Genomic DNA, 24,482 nt, shown 5'->3' with positions numbered 1-24,482 from the left:
TTGCTGAGCCGTAGCTGTGACCTGCGGCCTGGTAGGTCTCATGGATAGCTGGTAGCTATCAATATCCGCCCGGTAGCGGTGCTATTGGGAGTGGTAGCTAGCCGGAGAGCACGTAGCTCTGTGGAGCAAGGCCTTGGAATGCCAAAGGGCAAAAGCGCCAGAAGGCAGCTGATAGGACAAAAAAAGGGCTACCTCCCGATAGCCCTTTCTGGTAAACTGCAATTTTATTAACTATTCAGGTATAGCGTGCTCATCTACTTCGCTAGGGAAGTCATAGTAAGCGCTTTCTGTAGGATGGTAGAAGCTCTGTACTTCGAGCGTACGTCCAGCCTGAAAATCACCTATTTTGGTTTCTGTTTCGTCATTAGGCACTACTACGGTCACAGTGCTGCCACTAGCATCCGGGTAAGTGATCTGAGAAGACACTATACCAGAAACAGGGTCAGCTGTAGCCCATTTCACACTCAATGAATCCGAAGCTATGCTTACAGAGTTTACCTTTCTGGCAAGCAGTACACTTTGATAGTTGGGGCCATAAGAGATGGCCGCCACTTCCTTAGACACTGACTTATTGCCGTCATCATCTAGCATGTATACAGCCAGCGAGTATTGCCCTTCAGGTATCGCAAACTTGTGATACGCGGTATCCACGCCATCATTTTTGCGGGTTATCTCAAACTTCGAAGAATCTGTACCATCTATCAGCACCATTCCTGCTGTGATTTTGGGGTCCGAATTGAACCGTATGCCCAACTCCAACTCTTCGTATCCATGAGATACCATCACAGAATCGGCTTTACCGATGTAAATCACCTCAGGTATGGTCGAAAACTCAGCGAACGTCTCGCTGGTAGTTTCGCAGGATATCAAGGCGGTTGCACATAAGGCAACCACCATTGATTTTATATTCTTGAATTTCATTTCAATCATGTTTAGTTCAGGTTTTGATTAATCGCTACCGCCCCAGGCATTGAGCTCCATTAAGTGGAAAAACTTACCACCTGACCAGCTTTCGAAACATACAAATCGTACATATCTCACTGGTGTACGGTCTACCACAGCCAGCTCATGGCCTGCAGCTGCAGCAGCTACATCCTCGGCAGAGTTGGTCCCTGGAGGCAGCCCTGAAGGCTTGATGGTCTTACCATCTGGCACCAGTAGTACCCAGCCATTGTTCTCCATAGAGGCACCATTGTCAGCAGGCAGCTCATCCACACCCCAGATTTCAAAGGATTTAGGGTTACCATGGTTGTAAGCCCATCTGGAGCCCTGACGCTGCCAAAACTTAAACCTACTGAGCACACGAGGCTTTTTGAGGTCTAGCGTAAACATATGGTAGGGCTCTACATATGGTGGCACGATATGGCCCGGCTCCGATTGTCCGGTGTGGTAGCCCTTGCCACCTACACTTGCGTCGTAGAGATAAAACAGCTCCCACGTAAAAGCAGCGATTTGATCACCTTCGAGCACAATATCCGCATAACTGGAAAGCGGTATTTGTTCCTCTTTTAGTGGTTTCACCATTGCCGTTTTTAGTTCGGTCACGTTGTCCCATCGGTCAATAATCTGCACACCTACTTCCATAGAGTCTGTAGACTCAAACGGTCTGAAGACATGGAAATCGAACTGATCATTGCTGATAAACACAGACTGATTGTAAGTCATGAGGCCAGACACAGAATCCCTCACATGCAGCTGGATTTCAGCGTTTAGGAGGTTGCTGTTGTCATAGTTCATACGCACTCCACCAAAGTCTCCCAACAGCTCGATGGTCTCAAAGAGTATATCGATAGGAGCAGTTTCGGGACTGATGTCTACCGTAACAGGCTCAGACATGTTGCCACTGCGATCCACAGCCTGCAGCTTCACTTCCTTAGAAGTCTCTGCTTCGCGCAGCCCTTCCACTATCACGTAGTTTTTGAAAATAGAAGACTTACGTACTTCTATTTCGCCAGAAGCAAGCTCATACTGCGCCTGTACATAGAGCAAGTCATCATCCTTAGGGATTTTGTACTCAATTTTCGCCCCTCCGGGTCGGTTGGTCACCACCGGATTACTAATGGGTGAAGGAGCCTCGCTATCCGACCGATTGATTCCTCTTGTGTCTTCCTCGGCACAAGAAGAAAAAACCAGCCCAACACATAATATTATATAGCTTAAGTTTTTCATTTTTTTCAGGTTTTTAATCATCACCAGCCTGGGCTTTGGATCAGGTTCGAATTCGTGATCAGATCGTGCTCAGAGATTGGCCATAGATAGTATCTATTCAAAAACTGGAAGTTTCCGGTGGTCACTACTTTGTAGTAGTCCTCCGTTTCTTCACCGAAGATGTTCCATCCTCTAATCGGAGTGTTTAGGTACTCAGAAGCCAGTTTCCATCTTCTCAAATCCCAGAAGCGCTGCCCTTCGAACACCAACTCAATCATGCGCTCACGCTGAATGATTTCTCTGAGTCCTTCGGCAGAGAGCGGCTTGCTGGGGTTGTTGGAGTGATTGGCCCATGACTGTACCACACCGTCTAGTCCTGCACGCTCGCGCACAGCATCTATCCACTCATAAGCGGCACCCGTTTGGCCAGACTCGTTGAGGGCCTCAGCATACATGAGGTAGAGATCAGCCAGACGCACCACAGGGAATGGGTATGGTCTGCTCGTGTATCCACGACCACCAGACACGGTCTGGAAGTTGGTATACCATACCAGCTTCTTAGGCCAGTAGCCTGTACGTGAGTAGCGCACCCCGCCAAAGTATCCGGCGAGTTCTTTGTTTTTGGCATTTACGACATAGGCATCTTCTGGATTGATAATACCATGGCCAAACCACTTGCCCTGGTCAAAACCAAGCGATGCATAGAATCTAGGCTCTCTAAACTGGTGCAGAATGGCAGTTTCTTCGCCGGTTTTTAGGTACAGGTCTGCATTGTCAGCCTCTGTAACTGCGCGCAGTGAAAACCTATTGGTATAGTCATAAGACGGGTCTTCTTCGATAGGTACTCCATTCTGAGAGTAAAACATCTCAGCTATACGCATGGTAGGAGCCCAGTTGCTACCTACACTTTCTATGTACTCTGAAGTAAGGTCTGGGTGGATCCGTGCCTGGCAGTTGCCCTGCATACCTCCACTCACCGTACGTCCTGAGGCACCCCAGATGAGCTCTTCGTTCCATCTGTCGGTCACACTACCACGAATGGACAACTCCAAAATGGTGGTATCTGACCAGGTGTCTAGTCCTTCCTTGAACGTGTAGAGCGAATGCCCTGCAGAGTGCGCCAGCATAATGGCTGAATCACAAGCGGCAGCCGCTTTAGACCACTTTTGTGGATCATAAGAAGTGTTGATAAGCTCACGACCTTCAGCATCTACAAATCCGCTGTAGTCAGAGTTTCCGTTGAACAACGGACTGGCAGCAAGCATCAGCACTCTGGCTTTGATAGCTGCTGCAGCTGGCGCTGTAGCTCTTCCCATCTCCTCAGGGTTGCTGATGGTCAGCGGCAGGTAAGGAATGGCTTCATCCAAAAGCTGTACGATGTAGTCAGTCACCACATCTACTGGCTCACGTGATACACGCACTGCATCTACTCCTTCACTCACCTCTATGTTTTCACGCACAATAGGAATGGGACCGTACATGCGCATGAGGTAAAAGTGGTAGTATGCCTTTAGAAATTTGGCCTCTGCTGTCCAGCGAATGCGCTCTCCCAGCGTCAGGTCAAATGGTAAATCCACATTTTCCAGGAAGATGTTACAGTTTCGAAGAGGGATGTACAGGTTAGATACCGAGTTGGCCTTGCTTTGATCTGTACTGCCCATATAAGCTAAAACCGGACGGGGATATCCCTGACCACCTCTTTGCATGGTATAATAACCTCTACCGAATGCCTGGTCGTCATTTACAGCGATCTCATCTCCAGCCAATAGTGCGGGGTTAACTTCACTTGCAAAGCTCGGTAAGTCGCCATACAGTGATGCCAGGAAGTTCTCCGCCTGATCCCGTGTTTTGAAGGCATCTTCTATCACGGCAATATTATCAGGTACTACGTCTACAAAATCAGCACAGGAAACGCTTGAAAACACAAGCATTGCCAGGCCAATAATCCGAATATTTATTTTCGTTTTCATAATGTCTCTTTAAAAATCTGCTAGCAATCCGATATTAAACACACGCTGAAGCGGGTAATTCAGTCCATTACCTCTCAACTCCGGATCCCACAAGTCAAAAGCACTCATAACCAACAGGTTGGTGCCAGACACATAGCCTCTCAAGCCTCTCAGACCTTTTGTGTCTTTCTTGTTTTTCAAGAAATCATAGCCGATTTCTACTTGCTTCAGTCTTAGGAAAGAAGCATCTCTCAGCCACCAGGTGCTCAGCTCGTTGTTGTTCAGTACAGGTCGGGTAGATAGTCTTGGCCAGGTAGCATATACATCGCCATTTTCTTCTGACCAGTGGCTGTCCGCAAACGCCTGGATCAGGCCATTCTCAATCAAAATACCGTTACTCCATCCGTTGCCATTGTTTTCTACATCTATGATGTCGTCATCATAGTAGGTAAGGAATGGACCGGTCTCCTCAGGGTTGATGAAGAAAGAAACACCGTCGAGTCCCTGGAAGAAAGCACTGAAGTCCCAACGCTTGTAGCCTACTGAGAAACCAAAGCCATAAGTCACCTTAGGCATGGTAGGGTTTCCGATAGGTGCTCTGTCCAGATCAGAGATCACACCATCACCATTGAGGTCTTTGTATTTGATATCACCTCCTCCATAGTCTATACCTGGTACTCTACCCATCTGAATCGGCGAGTTGAGGGCCTCTTCGTCATCTACAAACAAGCGCTCTGCGATGAGTCCGTGCTTCACATTTACATTTTTGCCCACATTGGATGTCCATGGTGCTCCAAGTGCTCCGTAGTTGGCTTCTTCGTAAACTTTGAATTGGTTGTCTGAGTATACAAATGTACCTCTACCGGTAATCCAAAATTCGTTGTTGAAGTAGTGGTTGACATCAATAGAGGCATCTATACCGTGTGCTGTCACCTCTCCTACGTTGGTTTTGAGATCAGCCTGCAGTCCAAGCGTAGATGGGATATCCGCACGCTCTTGCAGGATGCTGGTTCTCAGCTCGTGGAAGATGTCTGTTCTAAACTGAATCGCATCATCTGCAAAGTTTAGCTCCAAACCGATGTTAGCTTTTCTGGAACGTTCCCAGGTTACTAGTGGGTTTGCGTAGCGGCTGATAGATACACCAGGGATGAAGTTGTTGAGCTCCTGTCCAAACAGGTATCCTTGTCCACCGTGATTGAGGTTAACTTCTGATAAGTAGAAGAAACGATCGTTTCGGTTGTTACCGATTCTGTCGTTACCCACCCATCCAAAAGAAGCTCTCAGCTTCAATCGGCTGATGAAAGGATTGAGTCCACTTAGGAAAGGCTCGTCAGATGCCAACCAGCCCAGACCAAACGATGGGAAGAAACCGAATCGGTTGTTTCGTGCAAATCGCTCAGATCCATTGTAGCCAAAGTTAAACTCCGCAAAGTAGCGGTTGTCAAAATCGTAGTTGTATCTACCTGCCAGCGTCAGGTTTCTGCTAGGCAGTGAGTTCTGCACAGAGTTTGCGTTACCGTCCAGGTATTCACGAGCAGTAAACACGAGCAATCCAGACACATTGTGCTTTTCGGCAAACGTCTGGTAGTAGTTGAGCGCAGACTCCATGTAGAATACGGAGTTATTTTTTCGCTCACCAGTACCCAAAAGCTCTAGAGACTCACCCCCTCCGCCTTGTGCAGTACGGAGCAGCTTGTACTCTTCTGTAGCCGGATCGTAAGTCTGCAAGCGGTAGAAAAACGGAGCGTACGAACGTCTGTTCTCGAAGAAAGAGGTAGAGTTAGCGTTTACTAGCGCTCTGGCGCTCAGTCCCGGGATCAGGAAATCTAACTTTTGCTTTAACTCAAACTGTACGAGTGAGAGGGTATTTCGGTAATCTCTATAACCACGCTGCAATTCTGCGTAAGGGTTAAACCACACAGGCAGTGACCCTTCATCATCGTATACGATGTTGCTACCAGCTGGAGGCAGGGCATTTCCAAACGGAATATGCGGAAGCCCCTGAAGCTCTGGAGGCAAGTCGTAAGTAGCCGGGAATCTTGTAGGGCTAGTTCTTACTGCTGCTTTGTAGAATGCGTTACCACCGGGTAGAGGTCCTCTATAATCGTCGATAGTAGAATGCAAACGTACGATCATTTCTGTATTCTCATGAAGATCTACGTTTACGTTTGATCTGAGCAGGTATCGCTTCAGGTCTATGCCATTGGTAAAATTGTTTCTGTCGTCTACCTTCAGCAGGCCATTATCCTGAGTAAATGATCCTGCCACATAGTATCTTACCCGGCTACCTCCACCACGTACGTTGAGGTTTACTCTGCGGGTAGATGCATAGTCTTTGAAAAGTGCATCGTACCAGTCAGTGGCCGGATAGATGTTAGGGTTGCCACCGTTTTCTACACCTGCTATGTTTTGCAGGGTGTATACGTTGAAGCCATCACGTGTTCTGCTGGCCTCATTGTGGAGGTTCATATAAGTAACCGGGTCTGCCAGGTCTATCACTGACACAGGCTCACTTACAGACTGCTCCATACGCAAGCTCACTCTGGCAGGTCCTTCTTCACCAGATTTGGTAGTTACCAGGATTACTCCGTTGGCACCTTTGGCACCATAAATCGCCGTAGTGGTAGGATCCTTTAGTACTGCAAAGCTTTCGATATCATCTGGCTGAAGACGTGCCAAATCACTTGAAGTCAGCTGCACCCCATCAATCAGGATCAAAGGATCGTTTTGATCATTGAAAGATGCCACACCTCTTACGAAGAACTGAGCATTGTCTTCTCCAGGCTCCCCACTGTTTTGATATGCTACCACACCAGACACACGTCCGGCCAATGCTGTAGTCAGGTTACTGGAGGGTACCTTTAGTTCGGATGGTTTCACAGAGGACATAGCCCCTACTACTGCTTCTTTCTTTTGAGTACCAAATCCTACAACTACTACTTCTTCCAAAGCATCCGTATCCAACTCTAAGGACACATCTATAGTTGTAGATCCTTTTACTGCAATCTCCTGAGTGGAATACCCCACAAAAGAGTAAGCGATAACTGCATCGGACTCTACTTTAAGAGAGTACTCTCCAGTGATATCAGTAACTGTACCGTTTGTCGTTCCTTTCTCCAGGACCGTAGCCCCAGGTAAGCCTTCTCCATTTTCATCAGTCACCTTTCCCTTTACTGTAACAGACTGTGCCGCTGCGATACTCACAGAAACAGCAAATACAACAAAAGTCAAAGCGAGTCTCATAGAAAGTTTATTATTCAACCAATTCAATTGAGCTTCCATAGTTAGATCGCATTTAAGGTGATTGATTTCACGAATGAAACAGCCAGATGCCTGCCTCCATGAAAAAGGTGATTCCGTAATTGTAACAGTGTTGTCATCATACGTTTTTTAGTTTTAGAGTTAGAGTTTCAAAGTGACTAATCGGTATGGCCAGATTGGACGGTCACACCTCGAAATCATATCTGTAAGATTAGCTCACAACCCAAATTTTGAGTTTAAATCATGTCCCAAAACACATGACTCATGGCTCTAAAATCGCTTTAAAATGGCTACAATTGAACATTTAGAGGTATCTGTACACCTTTTGCAGAAAACATTTATAGCAATACCCTTAGAATGGTTAAAAGGTGCGGGTAAAGCCCTGTGAAAAAGGCGGATATCAGTGATTTAGCATGGCGACACAGGCAGTAAAACCTGGCAGCCTCACCTAAGCAGTTATAAATCCGTGCAGATCAGACCAGGGAAGTCACTTACCCAATGTTATATAATGCTATGTATAGGGCATTTTACTACTCCTGGCTCCTGACATGGCGTCTGCCTGCATTTCTGATAATGTATCGAGACCCAACAGCGCTGACCAGTTTAAAGCCCACAGAGACAGTGCAAGGCAGTCTAAGCCTGGATAGAGACTCACTACTATTTGAGCTTAATAGGTACCCATTGCAAATCGGTGGCTTTCATTTAATAGGTCTTTGCCGGGATGTTGCGTGTGGCGCTTTTGTAGGCAAATAAAAAAGCACAGCCGGATGAGAGCTGTGCTTCGGTAAAAGATATGAGTAGATTAACTAAATAAACCAACACTCAGCAGCAGGTCGTTAATCAATCTCCAAACTGCTGATATCTATGAACTACTAGAAACAAATACACTTTAAAAAAGGGGCTGACTTAAGTGCAATTACTTGTGTGAAAGTCATTTTACCTCTGAGTCAGCCCCTTGCGATACAACTAACTAAAAAGAAAGAATAATATCATTTTGTGCGTTTATAATGCGTTTTTAAGTTCTATTTTAATCACGGACACAGCATCATCTGGTGCCTGCTCAGGCAGCTCTACTGTTGCATTAGCTCCGTCAAACTTCAAGGTAGCGCTCTCGTCTGCCAGCAAGCTTACACGTCCGGGGTTTACCTCTGGGTGCAAGGCTAACTTTCCGTCTGCTGGCCAGTCAAACACGTGCGCATACAATACATTGTCTTTGATCGTGTAGCGTCCCCACTCTGGTTTTTCGAATGGACTAGCTTCGGCACCGTAGATGGATTCTCCGTTTACCTCTACCCAGTCACCCATAGCAGCAAGGCGCTCCACACTAGCCTGAGGTATTTCACCCTCAGCAGTAGGCCCTACATTGAGCAGCAGGTTACCACCTTTAGAGACAATCTCTACCAGGTTATGAATCAGTGTTTTTTCACTTTTCCAGTTGTGGTCTGTAGACTTAAAGCCCCAGCTTCCGTTCATGGTAAGGCAAGACTCCCAGTCTACACCATCCATGCCCGTATCGGGTATTTCTTTTTCGGGTGTACCGAAATCACCCGCGTAAACGCCTTCTTTGTTCATACCACTCATCCCTGCACGACCTTTGTCTACACGGTTGTTGACGATCGTTTGTGGCTGTAAGTCACGGATAAAGCTGTACAATTCTTTTCCCATTTCGGTGGTATAATCTGGGATCCAGTCACCGTCAAACCATACCACGCCAATATCTCCGTATTCGGTGAGGAGCTCCTTTACCTGTGGTTTCAGGTAGTTTTCATAGTACTTGGGAAAGTCCGGGTTGAATACCGTGGAGTCACGCTGACCAGCATTGTAGTTTGGAAACAATGGCGCCTGTGCCTGCGGGTGGTGCCAGTCTACTATAGAGTAGTACACACAAAACTTGATGCCTTCCCGGCGGCAAGCCTCGGCCAGTTCTTTGATGATATCACGGTTGAAAGGTGATGCCTCCATTACGTCATAATCTGTGGTTTTGGAATCCCAAAGGCAAAACCCTTCGTGGTGCTTGGAAGTAATGACAATGTATTTCATGCCCGCATCTTTAGCTATTGACACCCACTTTTCGGCATCAAACTTCACGGGGTTAAACTGACTGGCAAATTGCTCATATTCCTTCACCGGAATATCCAGCTTATCCATGATCCATTCCGCATTGCCACGTACGGTATCTCCTTTATATACTCCCGCAGGTATGGCATAGAGTCCCCAGTGAATGAACATGCCAAAACCGGCATCACGCCACCATTCCATCCGTTGGTCTTCAGATATACTTAATTGGGGCTTCTTAGGAGGAGTAGACTTACAGGCCGCTCCGATTAGCAGAACAGCTACCAGTAAGTAGTTCGTCAGTTTTCTCATTTTACATTCAATCTTTAGCAAAAAATTTTTAAAATCCCGGATTTAACCGAGCGGGTTACATATGCCTGAAGCCAAGCGTTCTTCTATGAGTTTTATGACTGCTGTCAGATCCCTCGAACATTAGTAGCTGATCATACGACTATCAGACTCTTTTGCAAGATCGGAGCTAGCCCAAATGAAGTGTATAACTGATGGTTCTGATGTGATAACTCATGATTCATTCGTTCGTTTTACGCTTATTGAGGGCATTTTTTTATCTTTTTTGAATTATTTCACCCCCCTTGCCCAGCCCGTTTCATCAGGATTGTTTGCGTTTAGATGTACTGTTACCACTCACTATCTGGTGCTTTCACTTCTCTGCAGTTCGCCATCTTGCCATTCCCGGATGGAAACTTTCGGGTCATCCATGCCTAACCCCTCGATCCGTACCTCCTGCTTTCTCCCGTCTGCCAGCGTAACGATCACTTCACCTTGATTGGGTGCGCTAACGCTGCGAAGAGCTGATGTCCCTTTGTAAGGCTCCAAGATGGTTAAGAACACGGTTTCCTTTGCATTGACACTCACTCCGAAGGTGCTGCGGTCCGGATTGTTACGAATGCCCTGATGACGGCCCGCATTTGGGTATTCGGCTATGAACACATCAGCCTTTTGTGGCCATAGTGTATGCACATCCAGTTTCATAGCTTTTTCCTGAAAACTCACTACCGTACCTCCTTTCATGCGATACCACTGCGCATTGTTGAAATACTTGTAGGGTGAGTCAAAGGCGGTTTCCAACTGGGGTTGCAATGGTCCTTTTTTGGATGCATTGGTCATTCCCTGAAAGCCTACGGGATGTATCAGCCAGTCGTATTGGTGGCGCTGTGAAGCGTTTACATAGTCTGCCAGTACCACATAGTCATCCGTCACTACGGTGATTCTGCGCTGCTGTACATGTTCAAAACCTTCGGCATAACCCTTATCATCCCAGGGCGGAAACTTATCGATGTTCCAGGTAGGGATTTTTCGCCAGCGGGCGACCGTCTCCACTGCACTGACCTGCATCAGATCACCTGCATAAAAGAGCAGCTGCTCTGAGGGCAAGGCTTCTTGCTGCAGGCCATCCACCACTACCATGTTGTGCGTAGCAGAGGTCTGCACACATTCTTTATAGCCAGGATTGCCATAGCCGTACCAGGTCATTTCCGTCCCAAAGTACTTATGTCCATAACGATCCAGAGCCAACATTCCCGTCCGATCAAAATGACCATGCCAGCCGCCATGCGTTCCGTACTTTACATAAGCCTGGATCTGATCGGCAGCACTTCTACCCGGTTTTTGTGAACGCAATGCCGTGATTCCTACATTGGGCACGTAGGTAGATTTACTTCTCGGGTCCTGTACATCAGGCAGCTCAGGCACCCCGTAGAGCAGTGCCTCCCACCCCATTCGCTCTGAATGGTGCAGCACCCACGCTATTTCGTCTTTAGGAAAATGTCGGTAAGCCAGTTCATAAAAAGGGTGTGGGCCTGTGGCTTTGGAGTCATTGCTGGAAACTACATAGGCTTTTTCGTCCATCAAGGGGATGTGGCCTGTGTACATCTCTTCGAAACCTATGGTGTTTTGGTTCATAGGTCCCCACACATCGAACTTCATGCCTGTAAAGCCCTCTTTGGCATTGTCATAGTCTTTGCTTTTGTAGCGAATAGGAAATCGCCGATCAAAGAAGTTCCAGCCATAGTTTTCAAAAGCCTGTGCCAGCAGGGTAAAGCGCTCCACCACCACATAGCTATAGTTTACGGTACTTTCAAACCACCATCCATCAGGCATGGTGCCCTTGGCCAGCTGATCGATCAGGCCGCCTTCCGTTTCCATTAGATGATCTAGTGTGGCCATGTCTTCCATAAAAAGCGCCGCAAATACTGCTCCTGTCAGTGCGCTGGCTTCATGGTTCATGATGGCTTCCCCTGTCAGGTCTTCGCCCTGTAGGCTGATGTAGTGACGAAAGGTAGCTGCTATATTGGCCTTGTCAGTATCAGACAAAAGCCCCTCACCATACAGCACGTCACAGATGGCAGCCAGGTAAAGAAAGAAATTGCCTTCATGAACCTGCACCCCGGTAGTAGCGGCGCCCACAGCGACATAGCCTTCTTTAGGATCACAAACGGCTCTAACAAAACCCAAAACCTCATCGCGCAAGGCTTCACTACCCGCAAATTTCCATACCAGCACTTTTTTAAAAACCTCTTCCGTGGTATTGGCTTTGTAATTAAAACTCGACCATTCCAGCGTATTTCGTGCTTTGGTGATGACCTTTCGCTCAGGTATGCGATAGCTTAGGGCTTCTTTTTTCACCTGCTCAAATGCCGCCGATGCCCAGGCATGGTTGGCCATTTTTGCTTTTGCTTCGGCGATTAGCTCGTCCGTCACGAGTAAATACGGGTGAGGTTTGGCGCGGACCGTGATGAACTGAAATGTACCTGTTAACATACCTTCACTCGATATCCGCAAAGTAGCCTCCTCAAAGGCTCCCGGAGGGATTCGATCACTAACTGTTACTGCCAACTCTCCTTTATAACTCGCTCCAGGTGATAGAGTCACTTCATCACGAGCCAGCTCATAGGTACAAGCTAGCAATCGTGGATTGGAGATGACCAGTGAATAAGTTTTGGGCTGCTCACTATCGTTAGTAAAAGAAAACGGATACCTAATTACCGCTCCGGCCTGCCCAGAACGGGATACCTTTTGGCTGACTTCAGCTTGTAGACCAACCAGCACAATCAACTGCAAGGCAATCGCTGCAAAAATTCTAAACATAACTATTAAGGTTGAAGGATTATGGCGTAGTGAAAGTGGCTGCAGGCAACCCCTCACGGTTGTAAAGGTTGATGCCTTCAGGGTTGGACGACCAGGCAAACCGTACTGCTACCGGCTCCTGTACCTGATCGCTGCTGACCATTACTTTGTCTTTGCCAGCAATCGTAGCCTCTGCCGGGTACCACACGCCATCACTACCTGCTATTTCAAAACCCACCAGGGGCTCATCTACTTCTTTTGTTGGCTCCATCAGGTGCTTCTGTCCCACCATGAGCCCTGAGCCTACCTGCTCAAACTTCACGATAGACCTGCCTTTTTTGTGCTTTACAGCAGAAAATAGCGGGCCACTTACCGCTTCCACGTCTACTCCATAATTTTTGGCCAGTGCCCAGCGAGCGAGGCGATCGCCTACATCCATTTTGTTGTGCGGGTGTACATCTTTGGCCTCACCTATGTCTGTGAGTACTGCCATCCCTGTATTGGGTAGCTCCAGCCCGCGGCGCATCGCGTCATTCACCATGGCCCAGCCTCCATCCGATCGTTTGTCTCGTGCTTCATAGTTGGCCAGCTGCACATAGTAAAAAGGAAATGCTCCCTGATTCCAGGCAGCGCGCCAGCTGCTGATGAGTGTTTTGAAATACAGCTCATGCTCCTCCTCCTTGAAGTGGGAGTTGCTTTCTCCCTGATACCACAGGGCTCCAGCGATGCGGTAAGGAACCACCGCTGCCAGCATCCCATTGTAGAGCGTGGCAGGCACCTGCTTATCGTTTTGCGGATGCACGCGGGGCCATGGCCGACTGTCTGAGCGATCGCTCGCCTGCCATGCGGCAAATCGTGCTTCGAACTCCACGTCCTTAAAATCCTCCACACTCACACTGTCAATGATTCGGCGAATGTGTTTGCGGTTGTTTTCAAAATAAGTGCGTAAATCAGGATGTTGCCGATACGCCTCCACTGGAATCCACGGCTGTATACGCGTGCCACCCCACGAGCATTCTACCAGTCCCACGGGCACATTTAATGCCTTGCGCAGCTTTCGCGCAAAAAAATAGGCCGTAGCAGAGATTTTACCCGTCTGCTCCGGCCCCACACTGCGCCAGTCTGCCGAAAAATCTTTTTCCTCTTTCGCTATGGAAGTTCGGCGTGGCACTTCGATATGGCGAATCAGAGTATCTGAAGCCGTAGCTATTTCCTTTCTTATATAGTCCACCAAAGGCTGATATTTAGGCTCTCGAGCATCTTTGGTGAGCTGACTCATCGTAAAATCCATATTGGACTGACCGGTGCACAGCCACACTTCCCCCGTCCACACATCGCTGATGGTCAGGGTATTCTGACCAGCAATAGTTAGCTCAAAGGGTCCACCTGCTTCTGGAGTAGCCAGCTGTACCTGCCAGCTGCTATCTGCACTAGCCACTGTTTCAGCGCGTGCTCCCCAGCTAGCGGTGACTATCACCTGTTCGCCAGGTGCAGCCCAGCCCCACACGGGCGCCTGGGAATTGCGCTGCAATACCATGCCATCGCTGAAAAGACCGTGCACGCGTACTTCAGCGCTGACCAGATGACCTAATGCCACTCCGAACAGGAGAAAAACAAGGGACAATGTATTTTTCATAGTTGCTCGTTTCAAGGTACAGCACCTTTCGATGCTACTACACAATATTCGAACATCACCGCAGCAAACTGTATCAGCTATGATTCTGAGGATATCAATTATCGTGCATTTCTTTGTTTGTGGGCTTTTTTACGGCCACAGCTCAAAGTTTCTTAAAGGTTCTGCGCGTTCCATATGGCTGGTATTTTGCGGTAGAAAACAGTACCAGTGGCACTACTCCATGGATGTGATCTGCTGGTAAAAAACCCCAATACCTGGAATCTTTGGAGTTGTAACGGTTATCGCCAAACACCAGAAAATAATCTTGCTTAAAAGTGTACATGTCTGTAAATGCTCCATTGATATAGTAGAACCCTGTATGCTGTGAGCGCTCGAAACTTGCACCTTCCTGTAATATGATAAGCGGCAGGTACCACTCCAGGTTATCTTCTGTTAGAGTCACGGTAAGTCCTTTTTGTGGAATGGTTGGAGGGGTCCAGTCGTCCAAAGTGCTTTGCACGTTTTTGCTTTTGGGATACATCCCTTTACCAACCTGCTTATGCTCAGGCCTCAGCTCCACGGATAAGCTATCCATCATATCAAGTGCCTCTTGCCAGGTAAGTCTCAAGGCACCACCATAGTACCTGCTTCTTCCGCCTACATTTGTTGACAAAGTATCATCTTCAATATGCCATTTTATGCGAGTGCCGCCTACTGGGTCCGATGGGACTCCACTGATGGTGACCGTACCGTGCACCAGCGCCAGGGTATCTCCTGGCAATCCTACTACACGTTTGATCATCACAATATCGCTCTGAGGGTGATCAAATACGACTATATCACCCCGGTCTATTGAGCCTATACCTGCCAACCGCTTTGGAGGAAGGGTGTGCTGGGAAAACCAACGGTGTAACTCTGGAACAAGCGCCAGCAAATTTCCCAGATTTGGAACTTCTGCGAGCGAGGCTGGTCGCCGGGGTCCGAAGGTCCACCTTTCCATCAGCACCACGTCACCGGGCTTGATAGCTGACTCCATAGAGCCACTGGGAATGGCATAGATACCAAGTAAAAACACACGTACAGCCAGTGCAGCAAATACCGTAAGTATGACCAATTTGACATATCTGTAGCCACGATAAATGATTCCATGTTGCAGAGATTGATACGGTTGCCAGCGAGCCAGTGTTATTGATACTAGCGCGAGACCTGCCCATATTAGTCCCCACCATATGCCGGTCCAATACGCAAGAAAGGCCCATAAACAGCTCATGAAAAGTTTACGAGTGACCTTAGTGTGCTTCATTTTGCTTAGATGCTTTGAGACTACTATAAATCAGCTTATAGGCCACTGGTATAAAATAAAGGCTCACGAAAGTCCCGATGAGCATGCCCCCAATCACGGCTACTGCCAGTGGGCGTTGGAGAACGGCTCCCATGTCCTGCCCCCATAAGAAAGGTACCATGGCCAGTATAGTGGTGGCACTTGTCATGATGATCGCCTTTAACCGGCGCTTTCCGGCCATTTGTATAGCCGTATCTACGGAATGTCCCGCTTTTCTAAGTCTGTTGATGGTGTCGATCTTTAAGATGGAATCGTTGATAATGATGCCAGACATCACGATGATGCCAATCAGTGACATCAGGTTGATGCTTTGGCCAAACCCCCACAAGGCTACCAGGGCGCTGGCCACCCCAATGGGCAGCTCCAAAAACACGATCAAAGGCTGAAGGAGCGATTCAAACTGAGAAGCCAGAATGAAATACAGCAACAGCAACGCCACTAAAAATGTCACCCATAGTTCCGAAATGAGTAGTCGGCTATCGAGTACGCTGCCCGCAAACGAGGCCTTTAGCTGGCCATCGGCTGCTATCAACCGTTTTACCGAGGCTATGAAATGATCTGCACCCTTTTCAGAAACCTGATAGTCCAGCGGAACATAAGCCCCAGACTTATCGCCCGTGTATCCTTTATAATCTACCGCAATATGTACTTCCACCAGCTCACTAGCAGGAATTTGCGCACCCTTACGAGAAGGCACCAGGGTTTGGGACAGTATGCTATGTAGGTCTTTGGTGCGCTCGGTAATCACTACAGGCACTTCGTACTGCCCTTGCTTGAGCTGAAAGGCCGGAAACCTCCCCAGCGCAACCTGCAGCACTCCCATCAGCCGGTCTACGCCTACTTCATAGAGCAACAGCTTTTCAAAGTGAGGTCTGAGCTCATAAACCTGCTGCAATGCCTGCTTGCTTTCAGAAGGCATTCCAGTCTGACGCTTAATCAGACTTTCGACGCTTCGGACTTTTTCCGGATCAGGCAGCCCTGTGCTGTTTTCGGCGGTTAGGCGCACCTCTACTGGTGCCTGGCCATTACCAAACACCCGATCGAAGATGCTTTCAGGCGCTTTCAACTCCAGAGCGGCCTCCGGATAATTTTGCGCTACCCAGGGAACTACCTGCTCGCGGAGCGTACGTACTCCATCTGCAGACTGGCACTCCAGGAAAATACTGGCCTGAGTGCCAGAAAGGTTGGCGGTATGGTCTAGCAAAAACCACTGCTCTCCCACCATAGCCGACACAGATAGCAAAAGGCTGTCTACCTCCTGCACCAGCTGAGTCACGCGTTTTCCATTTTCAGCTTTGGTAATGCTTTCGTTCCAATCGATTGCGATCAATAGCTCCGACTTTTCCATAGCCGGAAAGCGCTCTTTGGGCAACACCCTATAAGCCAGCATACCTACCAGTAACAGGATGATGGTAGCACCTACAAACACCTTTTGATGACCCATCACCCACTGATAGCCAAGCTCGTAAGTATTTGCCAATCGACTTCCTTCTCGTCTGGACCATTTTCGCGAAAGCACCTTTTGCTGCCCCAGCACCACATACAGCACCGGAATAAGCGCAACAGACACCACCAGCGATGATGCCAGCCCTATGGTGATGGACAATGCCTGATCGTAAAAAAGTGCCCCAGCGATGCCTCCCAGAAATATGAGTGGCACAAAAACCGCGCAGGTGGTCATTGCCGAACTGAGCAGCGGCGCAATGACCTCAGTGGTAGCAGACGCACTGGCCTGGTGTACAGCCGACTCTCTGCGGGCGATATGCTGCCCGATGTTGTCAATTACGATAATGGAATTATCGATCATCAGACCGATCCCCACTATGAGTCCGGAAAGTGAAATTACATTGATGGAAATGCCGAGTAAGTAGAAAAACAAAAGGCTGATCACCAAGCTCACAGGTATAGAGATACCAATGAGTAGCGGTGAGCGAAAATCATTGAGAAACACCAGCAGTACCAGAAAGGCTAACGTGCCTCCTATCCACAAACTACTTTTCAAACTGGAGATGGCGTAGGCTAATAGTTGTGTTTGATTACGGTTTTGCTCTATAGTGATTCGAGGATAATCTGTACGGATGGCTTCCAACAGTTCATCTGTACGCTCCCTCAGCTGCTCCATGCGGGCATTAGATTTTTTGATAACGGCCATGGATATGGCTTTGCCTGTCTTATCCAGCACAAAACCCTTGGAGGATCGTGGAACAACCGTAATCGTTGCTATTTCCGAAAGTTTAAAGACCCTGCCTCCACTACGTAGCATCAGGTTTTCTATGTCGTGTCTGTTGGTGAGCAGGCTACTGTATTTGACATTGAACTCATACAGCCCGTTTCGCACTTTGATGTTGCTAGAGCTAAGGTTGTTTTCTTCCATGGTTTTCTTTAGCACCCAGGGATCCATCCCCAGTGCCCCCAACTTTTGCAGGTCTACTTCCACATGGATTTCGGGATATTCCATCCCGCTGATGTCCACCATGGCCACTTCATCGAGCTGCTCTATCCTCCTCTTGATGACTTGCTCTGCAAATTCGCTGAGTTCCATAAACCGGTTGCCCAGGCCGTCGGTATTTTGATCTTTGAGCGCCAGGGTGAGGTAAAAAACCGGGATATCCGTTGCAGAAGCTTTGATAACCCTGGGACGTTCAAATCCCTCGGGCATGCGTTGCATCAGTGCATCTATCTTTTCATTTACTTCTATAAAAGCATAATGCAGCCGGGTACCATAGTCAAATTTGAGGCGGATATAGCCATACTCATTGTAAGCATAACTTTCCATATCAGCCAGATGTCCTACTTGCAGCAGCTGCCTGCGTATCAGGTGGATGTAGTTTTCCTCCACCTGGTGGGCTGATTGCTCAGGAGCAGCTACCTGTATGGTGATCTCGGGGATTTCTACATCCGGCATGAGTGAAACAGGTATTTGCTGAAACGATACTGCCCCCAATACCACAATGGCTATAAACACCATGATTACCGATACTGGCCGGTCTACCAAAAACCTAATCATCGGACCGCTGGTTTATAAGGGTTACCAAATCTTGCTGAGTGATAAAGTCATACAGGCATAGCTGACGGATGACATAGTATTGCGTCCAGAAGCTTTGCAGCTGGCTCAGGTAGCTGAGCCGAGCTGCTTGCCTGCGCTCCTCTGCATTGATCATGTCTACGATAGAAGCCTTGCCCAGCACAAAGCGCTCTCTGGTGGCTTCATAGACTACCTGGCCCAGGGTATCGGACTTGGCATAGCTCTCGATCTGTGAAGCCGAAACCTCAAAATTGTTCACCTGCTGAAGGATTTCGTTTTCGAGCTCCAGGCGTGTTTGACGTAGCGACTTTTGCTGGTACTCCTGGCTGACTCGTGCGCGTTGGACATTGCGCGACAGCCGGCCACCATCATAGATGGGAATGCTGACACTCAGCGATACGCCTTGCTGGTCGAGCAGATCGCGATAGGCTGCGTCGATTTGGTTTCGGTTTTGATTGTAACCAACATTGGCCTGTAGGCTTACATTGTATGGCTGCCGCCGTGCAGCTTCCAGCGAACGTTCTGCTTCCAGAATGGCACGCCGGATGCGGAGCAGTTCGGGGTTATTGGCGTGCACTTTATCCAGTGCGTCCAGCGCACTGATGCTGATAACAGGGACCTTATCCGGCACCTGGCACACCAGCTCAACATCGCGTGAAAGGCCTAGAAAAGTGGTAAACGCATTGCGTAAGTTGACCAGTCGGATCCGGGCCTTTTGATACGCAATCTCCGAATTGGACTGCTGCAGTTCCAGATTGAGGTAATCGGCTCTGGAGATAGCAAAAATGGCATTTTTTTGTTCGGCCATCCACTGCAGCGAGTCGGCATTGAGTTTACTCAGCCTGGCAATCTCCACCTGGTTTTGGGCGATGAGCACATCGAAAAACATGCTGACAGCCCGCACCCTTACGGCTTCCTGGCTTCTGGCCAAATCTCCCTGCGCCTGTTCAAACTGCAGGTTGCCAATGGTCCGATTCCATTTATAATAGTTGGGCTGATTGAAGTTTTGGCGGTAGCTCACCCCCACAGGCGCCGAGATATAGTTTAGCGTATTGCCATTTTCGGCAAAGGTCTGGTTGCGCCTAAGGCTCGACGATATATTTAACGAGCCTCCGGTAAACCAAACCGGTTGGTTGAGCGTGATGCTGCCCGAGTTGATCAGTCGCTGGACGTCATAGGGCAAAAACTGCTGCTGATCGGAGTTCCACTGCTCCTGGATCGCACGGGTATAGTTTACCGCTGTAGCGGAAAAGCGAATCTCCGGATGCAAAAGCTTTCGAGTATCCAGGTAATTGAACTTGCTGAGCTGAAACTGGTACTGGCTACTGTAAGCATCGAACGACTGCTCTACAGCCATAGCCACCGCTTCCTGCATGGTAAGGTGTATCTGCTGAGCCTGTAAGCCCGTAAACCTGCCAACTACCAGCAGTAGGATGGTCATCCAAATTGGCTTCAAAGTCATGGCTTACTGTTTTTGGTCTATGACTTCCACTGTGGCAAGGTGCGCCAGGTTAAAGTGCCCTTCTATCACGACTTCATCTCCCGGGCTAACCCCTTTTTTGATGACCGTATAGCGGGAATTGGTCGGCCCTACTTTTACGTAGTTCCAATAGGCCGTATCACTGCGGTGGGTAAACACCACATGCCGCTCCTGCCTCAGAGTCACAGCTTCTTTTGGCACATACGTCCTACGGCCCACCAGTTTGCGCACCAGCACTTTTACGTTCATTCCTTCGGCCAGTCGGCCATCGGTATTGGGCACGGTGGCAGTTACCTTCATCATGCCATTATCTTCTACCTTTGGGTTGATCGTACTCAGCGTACCAGCTATCATGTAATCCTCCACAGCAAATGGTCGCACTTCTACGGCCATGCCTTTTTCCATTTCTAACAGCTCAGCTTCCAATATGGAAAACTCCACCTGGAAGTAGCGGTCATCGATGAGCAAGCAAAAGAATTTGTACTGGTCGGACTGGTTGTGCAAGCGTACCTGCAGGTCTGCTACTATACCGTCAAATGGTGCAGTGATGCGGGTGTTGGCCAGACGCAGGGCTGCTAGCTGCTGTTCGTTGATTGCATCCAGACAGCCGGACTTGATCAGTGCACGCTGCCATACCTGCTCAGGTACATTGGCCGAATCTGCCAATGTGTACCCCTGCTCTATGAGCAGTGTGGCCAGCTCCAGACGAGCCTTTTGCAAGTTGCGCGTGGCACGCTCGAGGGCATACCTTTGCTGATCATTGGCTATTTCCGCAAGTAGCTGCCCTTTTTGTACCCGGTCGCCATTGCTGACATGCAGTGCCTCAATCATCCCTGCCTCTTTCATGACCACCGTAGCTTTGTGCCGGGCTTCCAGCACGCCATTGTTTTCATATTCTTTAAAAAAGTCTCCTTCTTTTACCTGGCTCGTGACTACCACGGTGCGGTCTTCCTCATAGCTGGGTCTGGCCATGGCCAGTGACGATTTGGCCTCTCCCTGACAACTGGCAATACACAGCCCCAGCAAGCACAGGCCGATGAATGTAGGCCCTGCGGCCTTTTGATGAGTTTTCTTTCCTAGATTGGTCATAGAATAGTCATTTCTTTAGCGGTTATTTCTTTTTGCGACACTTCGCTTTACAAATACAGGCAACACCCCCCAGATTCCGAGCATAGAGGCGATCAGGCCACCTATGGTACCTGCGGATAATGATGTCCAAAACACTCCGGCTGACCCTTCAATGAGAAAGGGTACCAGCCCCAGCGCTGTAGACAGGATCGTGAGCACGATAGGAATGATCTTCTGGTGATAGGCCTTTAAATAGAGCTGCTCCTGTGTGCGTCTGGGGTATTGTTTTCTTAAAGAATTGAGGTCATTGAGAATGTAGATCACCGAATTGACCGTGAGGCCACTTAGGAGAATGAGTGCGGCAAACCCGCCTTCATCAAAAGGTAAATCGAACAGGTAAAAGGTAAGAAATGCCCCCATGAAGCTCACCGGAATAAGTAAAATCACCATCAGAGGTTGGATCAAAGAGCCAAACACTACAGCACTGACAAAATAGATGATGACCACCACCAGCAGTACAAGCCACAGCCGCTTATTGCTTTCATCCTCCTTGCCCCAGCGCCCACCTGAGTAGTTGAGTGTTTTTACGGAATACCCGATGGGCAGCTGCTGCTCCAGCCGATCCATCACCTGCCCCAGAAAATACTTTTGCTGCCCCCAGCTGCCAATAAAGTCAAATTCGACCACCATGGTATACTGCATATTTTCTTTGTTGATCAGCTCTTGTCGTCGTTTTTTCACAAAATCACCATAGTGATGTAGTTTGGTAAACCGCTCCTCTGTAAGGTGTAGTGGGCGATGGTAAAACCCCCACAAATCGGGCACTGTGGCATGGGCCTCTGTAAGGTATACCTGCTCATGGCTGCCTCCATGGCTGACGGCCATCACCCTGTCACGGTCGGCAGACATTTGCTGCAGCCGACTCAAGACTCCTCCTGCTGAGATGCCCGTGCGCCGCATGTAGTCCAGGTCAAAGTCCAGCTCATATTCACGGCGAATCTTGGCCTCATAGGTAGCCCGTCCATTGATAAAAATGGATTCATCGTCTACACGCTGAATTTCTTTCAGGTAGTCACTCAGTTTTGCAGCATACCCCTTGAGCTGGTCCAGGTTATAGCCATAAAGCACCATGCGGTTGTTACGCCTGGCTTCATTGAGCGAATTGTCAAAGGCCCTGCCTACACCACTTATTTTCCAGTCGGCGCTGCCCAGATCGATGCAGAAGCGCTCTACCTCGCTTTTTAGCTGATGCGGAAAACCGGATGCCTCTGCCTCCTGGGTAAACTGCACACTGATGCGGGCTGCGGATGGGCTGCGGATGGAAGTATTAAACTGCTCAATTTCTTCATACTGCAACAAGAAATTTTCAATCCGCCCGAATACGGCATTGGTTTGCTCCAGTGTAGTGCCATCGTCCATGACCCCTGCCACGTGCAGCACGGTACGGTCATTGGACCTATTGAATTTTTTGCCTTTGGTGTTGTCTAAAAACAGCCGTAACACACCGCCTACCGCCACATCGCTTACCGGCCGAATGTGCTCGGTATACATCGCCGAGCCAAAGACCTCATTGTACCAGCGGACATAGAAGGCTTCCCCTTTGAGGTGGTTGGGCATCAGGAATGTCGGCAATCCAAACCCGAGGATCAGGATCAGCCATAAGAGCCAGCGCTTGCCTTTCAGCCAATAGATCAATCTGGCATACAGGTGGCTAAAACGTACTATGCGTCGGCTTTTTCGGAATCTTTTGGCCATCGGCCGCTTACGCAGCGGCACCTGCTGCATGAGTGCGGGAATAAAAAAGAATGTGATCACCAATGAGACCGATAGGTTTATGACCATGGCCAGGGTAAAGTCTACGAGTTTTAGTTGTGTTTGCGCATCTAGAAAAAACACCACCACCAGCGACCCTATGGTGGTCAGAGTGGCCGCTACAATAGCTCGAATCACACTGATTCCTTTTCCATGTCGAAGCTGATCCGTCATCACAATGGTATTGTCCATGATAATGCCCAGCGAAATGGCTATACCCGCCAGCGAATAGATGTGTATGGTGAGCCCCAGGTAGTAGTATGCAATAAAAGCCACCACGATATTGATAAGAATGGACAATCCGATCACGGCCAGATATCTCCAACTGCGGCTAACCAGGAAAACAAATACCAACAATATGCCTACTGCTGCTGCTATTCTCCACAGGATGTTTTGGAGCTCCTTGCTGATAAACTCAGAGGCATCATAGGTCATCTGTAGGCTATAACCGTCTGGCAAAGAGGTGGCAAGTCGCAGGGCCTCCTGCTTCAGGGCATTGGCACTGGAGATAAAATTAGCTGACCCCCGTGCGGTGACCAGGATGTTGATAGCATGCAGTCCATTGATGCGCTCATAGTGTGATGGAGCAGCTTCCTGCCGCTTGACTTCTACCAGGTCGGTCAACCGAAACAGCCTGCCCTTGTGACTAATCTGGAGGTCGCTGGCAGCAAACGTATGGCTGCTCATTCCCTGAAATTTTACAGGAATGTAACTTAACACGTCACTTCCTGTGGACTCCTCATATATGCCTCCAAGATCGCGCGTCTGATAATACTGGCGGATTTGTTTGCGTATGTCTGAGGGCTTCAAGCCTAGCTTGTCTAGCACGGACCGCCTATAGGTGAGCTCCCACTCATAGGGAAACGCTCCATACACCGCCACTTCGTGTACTCCTGCTACTTCTGAAAAGGCAGGTACCAGGTGCTCTTCTGCCCACTGTCCTACTACTGGGTTGGGGTCTTTGCCGGTGAGTGTAAAGCTCATCAGCCGCTCAGGGCGGTCTTCGTCCTCCTGGCTACTCATCCCGATGTACGGATAGCTCACCCCCTCTGGAAGCTGAGGATACAACTGGCGTACGATGGTGGCCACCTCAAACCTCACCGCATCCATGTCTGCATCTTCGTGGAAGCGCAGCACCAGGCTGCCCCCACCAGCACGGGTGCGTGATTCCAACTTTTTTAGGGCAGGTATCCTCGAGAAGGCTCCTTCCAGCTTGCTGGTCACCTCATTGTCCACCACGATGGCACTGGCATCCCGCATACCAAAGTACACGTATACCGACGGCTCATAGCGGCTGGGCAGCAGCCTAAGCTGCAGCTTAGGTACCAGCGCCAGGCCGATGATCACCAATACGGTAAACAACGTGAGGATGGAAAAGGCAGATGTGAATGAAGGCTGGTTCAAGTTTTATAGTGAGTGATAGTGTTAGCTCATAACAAATAACGCTCAAAACTTGACTCCTGAGGCTAAATTATGATCCATAATAGATAAGCCATGGCACATTACGGTGTTAAGTGTAGTACTTTTTAAGTTTTGACGTGATGAATTACAAATACCTTTATGAATAATGAGATTGTAATTGAGATAACACTCAAAATCTAGTAGGTTACATATTACAATTTGGACTTTAGTCTCAAAAA

12 protein-coding genes are annotated in these 24,482 nt (G+C 48.7%); all 12 read right to left on the bottom strand.

Features of this window, described 5'->3' with window-relative positions; genetic code table 11:
- Positions 1-231: 231 nt before the first annotated feature.
- Positions 232-921 carry a DUF4998 domain-containing protein gene (locus C7460_RS12120; RefSeq protein WP_170147991.1) on the bottom strand — a complete coding sequence of 230 codons (690 nt, stop codon included), beginning with the start codon at positions 919-921 and terminating at the stop codon, positions 232-234.
- Between the two features lie 27 nt (positions 922-948).
- On the bottom strand, positions 949-2,169 hold the full coding sequence (locus C7460_RS12115) for a DUF5000 domain-containing lipoprotein (protein WP_170147990.1): 1,221 nt from the start codon (positions 2,167-2,169) through the stop codon (positions 949-951).
- Between the two features lie 20 nt (positions 2,170-2,189).
- Entirely contained in the window at positions 2,190-4,118 is a 1,929-nt protein-coding gene (locus tag C7460_RS12110) for a RagB/SusD family nutrient uptake outer membrane protein (protein WP_115868369.1), read from the bottom strand.
- Positions 4,119-4,127: 9 nt separating this feature from the next.
- Positions 4,128-7,340: a SusC/RagA family TonB-linked outer membrane protein gene (locus C7460_RS12105; RefSeq protein WP_245986331.1), complete on the bottom strand. Its 3,213-nt coding sequence runs from the start codon at positions 7,338-7,340 to the stop codon at positions 4,128-4,130.
- Between the two features lie 1,020 nt (positions 7,341-8,360).
- The gene (locus tag C7460_RS12100; protein WP_115868367.1) at positions 8,361-9,725 is read right to left on the bottom strand and encodes an alpha-L-fucosidase; all 1,365 of its coding nucleotides are present in this window, start codon (positions 9,723-9,725) and stop codon (positions 8,361-8,363) included.
- Positions 9,726-10,061: 336 nt separating this feature from the next.
- Entirely contained in the window at positions 10,062-12,521 is a 2,460-nt protein-coding gene (locus tag C7460_RS12095) for a COG1470 family protein (protein WP_115868366.1), read from the bottom strand.
- 19 nt (positions 12,522-12,540) lie between these two features.
- The gene (locus C7460_RS12090) at positions 12,541-14,136 is read right to left on the bottom strand and encodes a sialate O-acetylesterase (protein ID WP_115868365.1); all 1,596 of its coding nucleotides are present in this window, start codon (positions 14,134-14,136) and stop codon (positions 12,541-12,543) included.
- Between the two features lie 142 nt (positions 14,137-14,278).
- Positions 14,279-15,418, bottom strand: a complete 1,140-nt coding sequence (gene lepB / locus C7460_RS12085; protein WP_115868364.1) for a signal peptidase I — start codon at positions 15,416-15,418, stop codon at positions 14,279-14,281.
- Complete coding sequence (locus C7460_RS12080; protein WP_115868363.1) at positions 15,405-18,464, bottom strand: efflux RND transporter permease subunit; 3,060 nt, start codon at positions 18,462-18,464, stop codon at positions 15,405-15,407. Before C7460_RS12080 ends, lepB begins: the two co-directional genes overlap by 14 nt.
- Positions 18,457-19,944 carry a TolC family protein gene (locus tag C7460_RS12075; protein ID WP_115868362.1) on the bottom strand — a complete coding sequence of 496 codons (1,488 nt, stop codon included), beginning with the start codon at positions 19,942-19,944 and terminating at the stop codon, positions 18,457-18,459. Before C7460_RS12075 ends, C7460_RS12080 begins: the two co-directional genes overlap by 8 nt.
- Before the next feature lie 3 nt (positions 19,945-19,947).
- Complete coding sequence (locus C7460_RS12070; RefSeq protein ID WP_115868361.1) at positions 19,948-21,051, bottom strand: efflux RND transporter periplasmic adaptor subunit; 1,104 nt, start codon at positions 21,049-21,051, stop codon at positions 19,948-19,950.
- A gap of 15 nt (positions 21,052-21,066) precedes the next feature.
- A complete protein-coding gene (locus tag C7460_RS12065; RefSeq protein WP_115868360.1) occupies positions 21,067-24,246 on the bottom strand; it encodes an efflux RND transporter permease subunit in 3,180 nt (1,059 codons plus the stop codon).
- Positions 24,247-24,482: the final 236 nt, after the last annotated feature.

The organism is Marinoscillum furvescens DSM 4134 (assembly GCF_003386095.1).
Taxonomy (GTDB): Bacteria; Bacteroidota; Bacteroidia; order Cytophagales; family Cyclobacteriaceae; genus Marinoscillum; species Marinoscillum furvescens.
Note: the sequence above shows the minus strand (reverse complement) of the source record. Positions and strands in the feature narration are given on the sequence as shown.

Coding starts and splice junctions, on each gene's coding strand:
- C7460_RS12120 (WP_170147991.1), bottom strand. CDS start 921: ATGAAATTCAAGAATATAAAATCAATGGTGGTTGCCTTATGTGCAACC.
- C7460_RS12115 (WP_170147990.1), bottom strand. CDS start 2,169: ATGAAAAACTTAAGCTATATAATATTATGTGTTGGGCTGGTTTTTTCT.
- C7460_RS12110 (WP_115868369.1), bottom strand. CDS start 4,118: ATGAAAACGAAAATAAATATTCGGATTATTGGCCTGGCAATGCTTGTG.
- C7460_RS12105 (WP_245986331.1), bottom strand. CDS start 7,340: ATGAGACTCGCTTTGACTTTTGTTGTATTTGCTGTTTCTGTGAGTATC.
- C7460_RS12100 (WP_115868367.1), bottom strand. CDS start 9,725: ATGAGAAAACTGACGAACTACTTACTGGTAGCTGTTCTGCTAATCGGA.
- C7460_RS12095 (WP_115868366.1), bottom strand. CDS start 12,521: ATGTTTAGAATTTTTGCAGCGATTGCCTTGCAGTTGATTGTGCTGGTT.
- C7460_RS12090 (WP_115868365.1), bottom strand. CDS start 14,136: ATGAAAAATACATTGTCCCTTGTTTTTCTCCTGTTCGGAGTGGCATTA.
- lepB (WP_115868364.1), bottom strand. CDS start 15,418: ATGAAGCACACTAAGGTCACTCGTAAACTTTTCATGAGCTGTTTATGG.
- C7460_RS12080 (WP_115868363.1), bottom strand. CDS start 18,464: ATGATTAGGTTTTTGGTAGACCGGCCAGTATCGGTAATCATGGTGTTT.
- C7460_RS12075 (WP_115868362.1), bottom strand. CDS start 19,944: ATGACTTTGAAGCCAATTTGGATGACCATCCTACTGCTGGTAGTTGGC.
- C7460_RS12070 (WP_115868361.1), bottom strand. CDS start 21,051: ATGACCAATCTAGGAAAGAAAACTCATCAAAAGGCCGCAGGGCCTACA.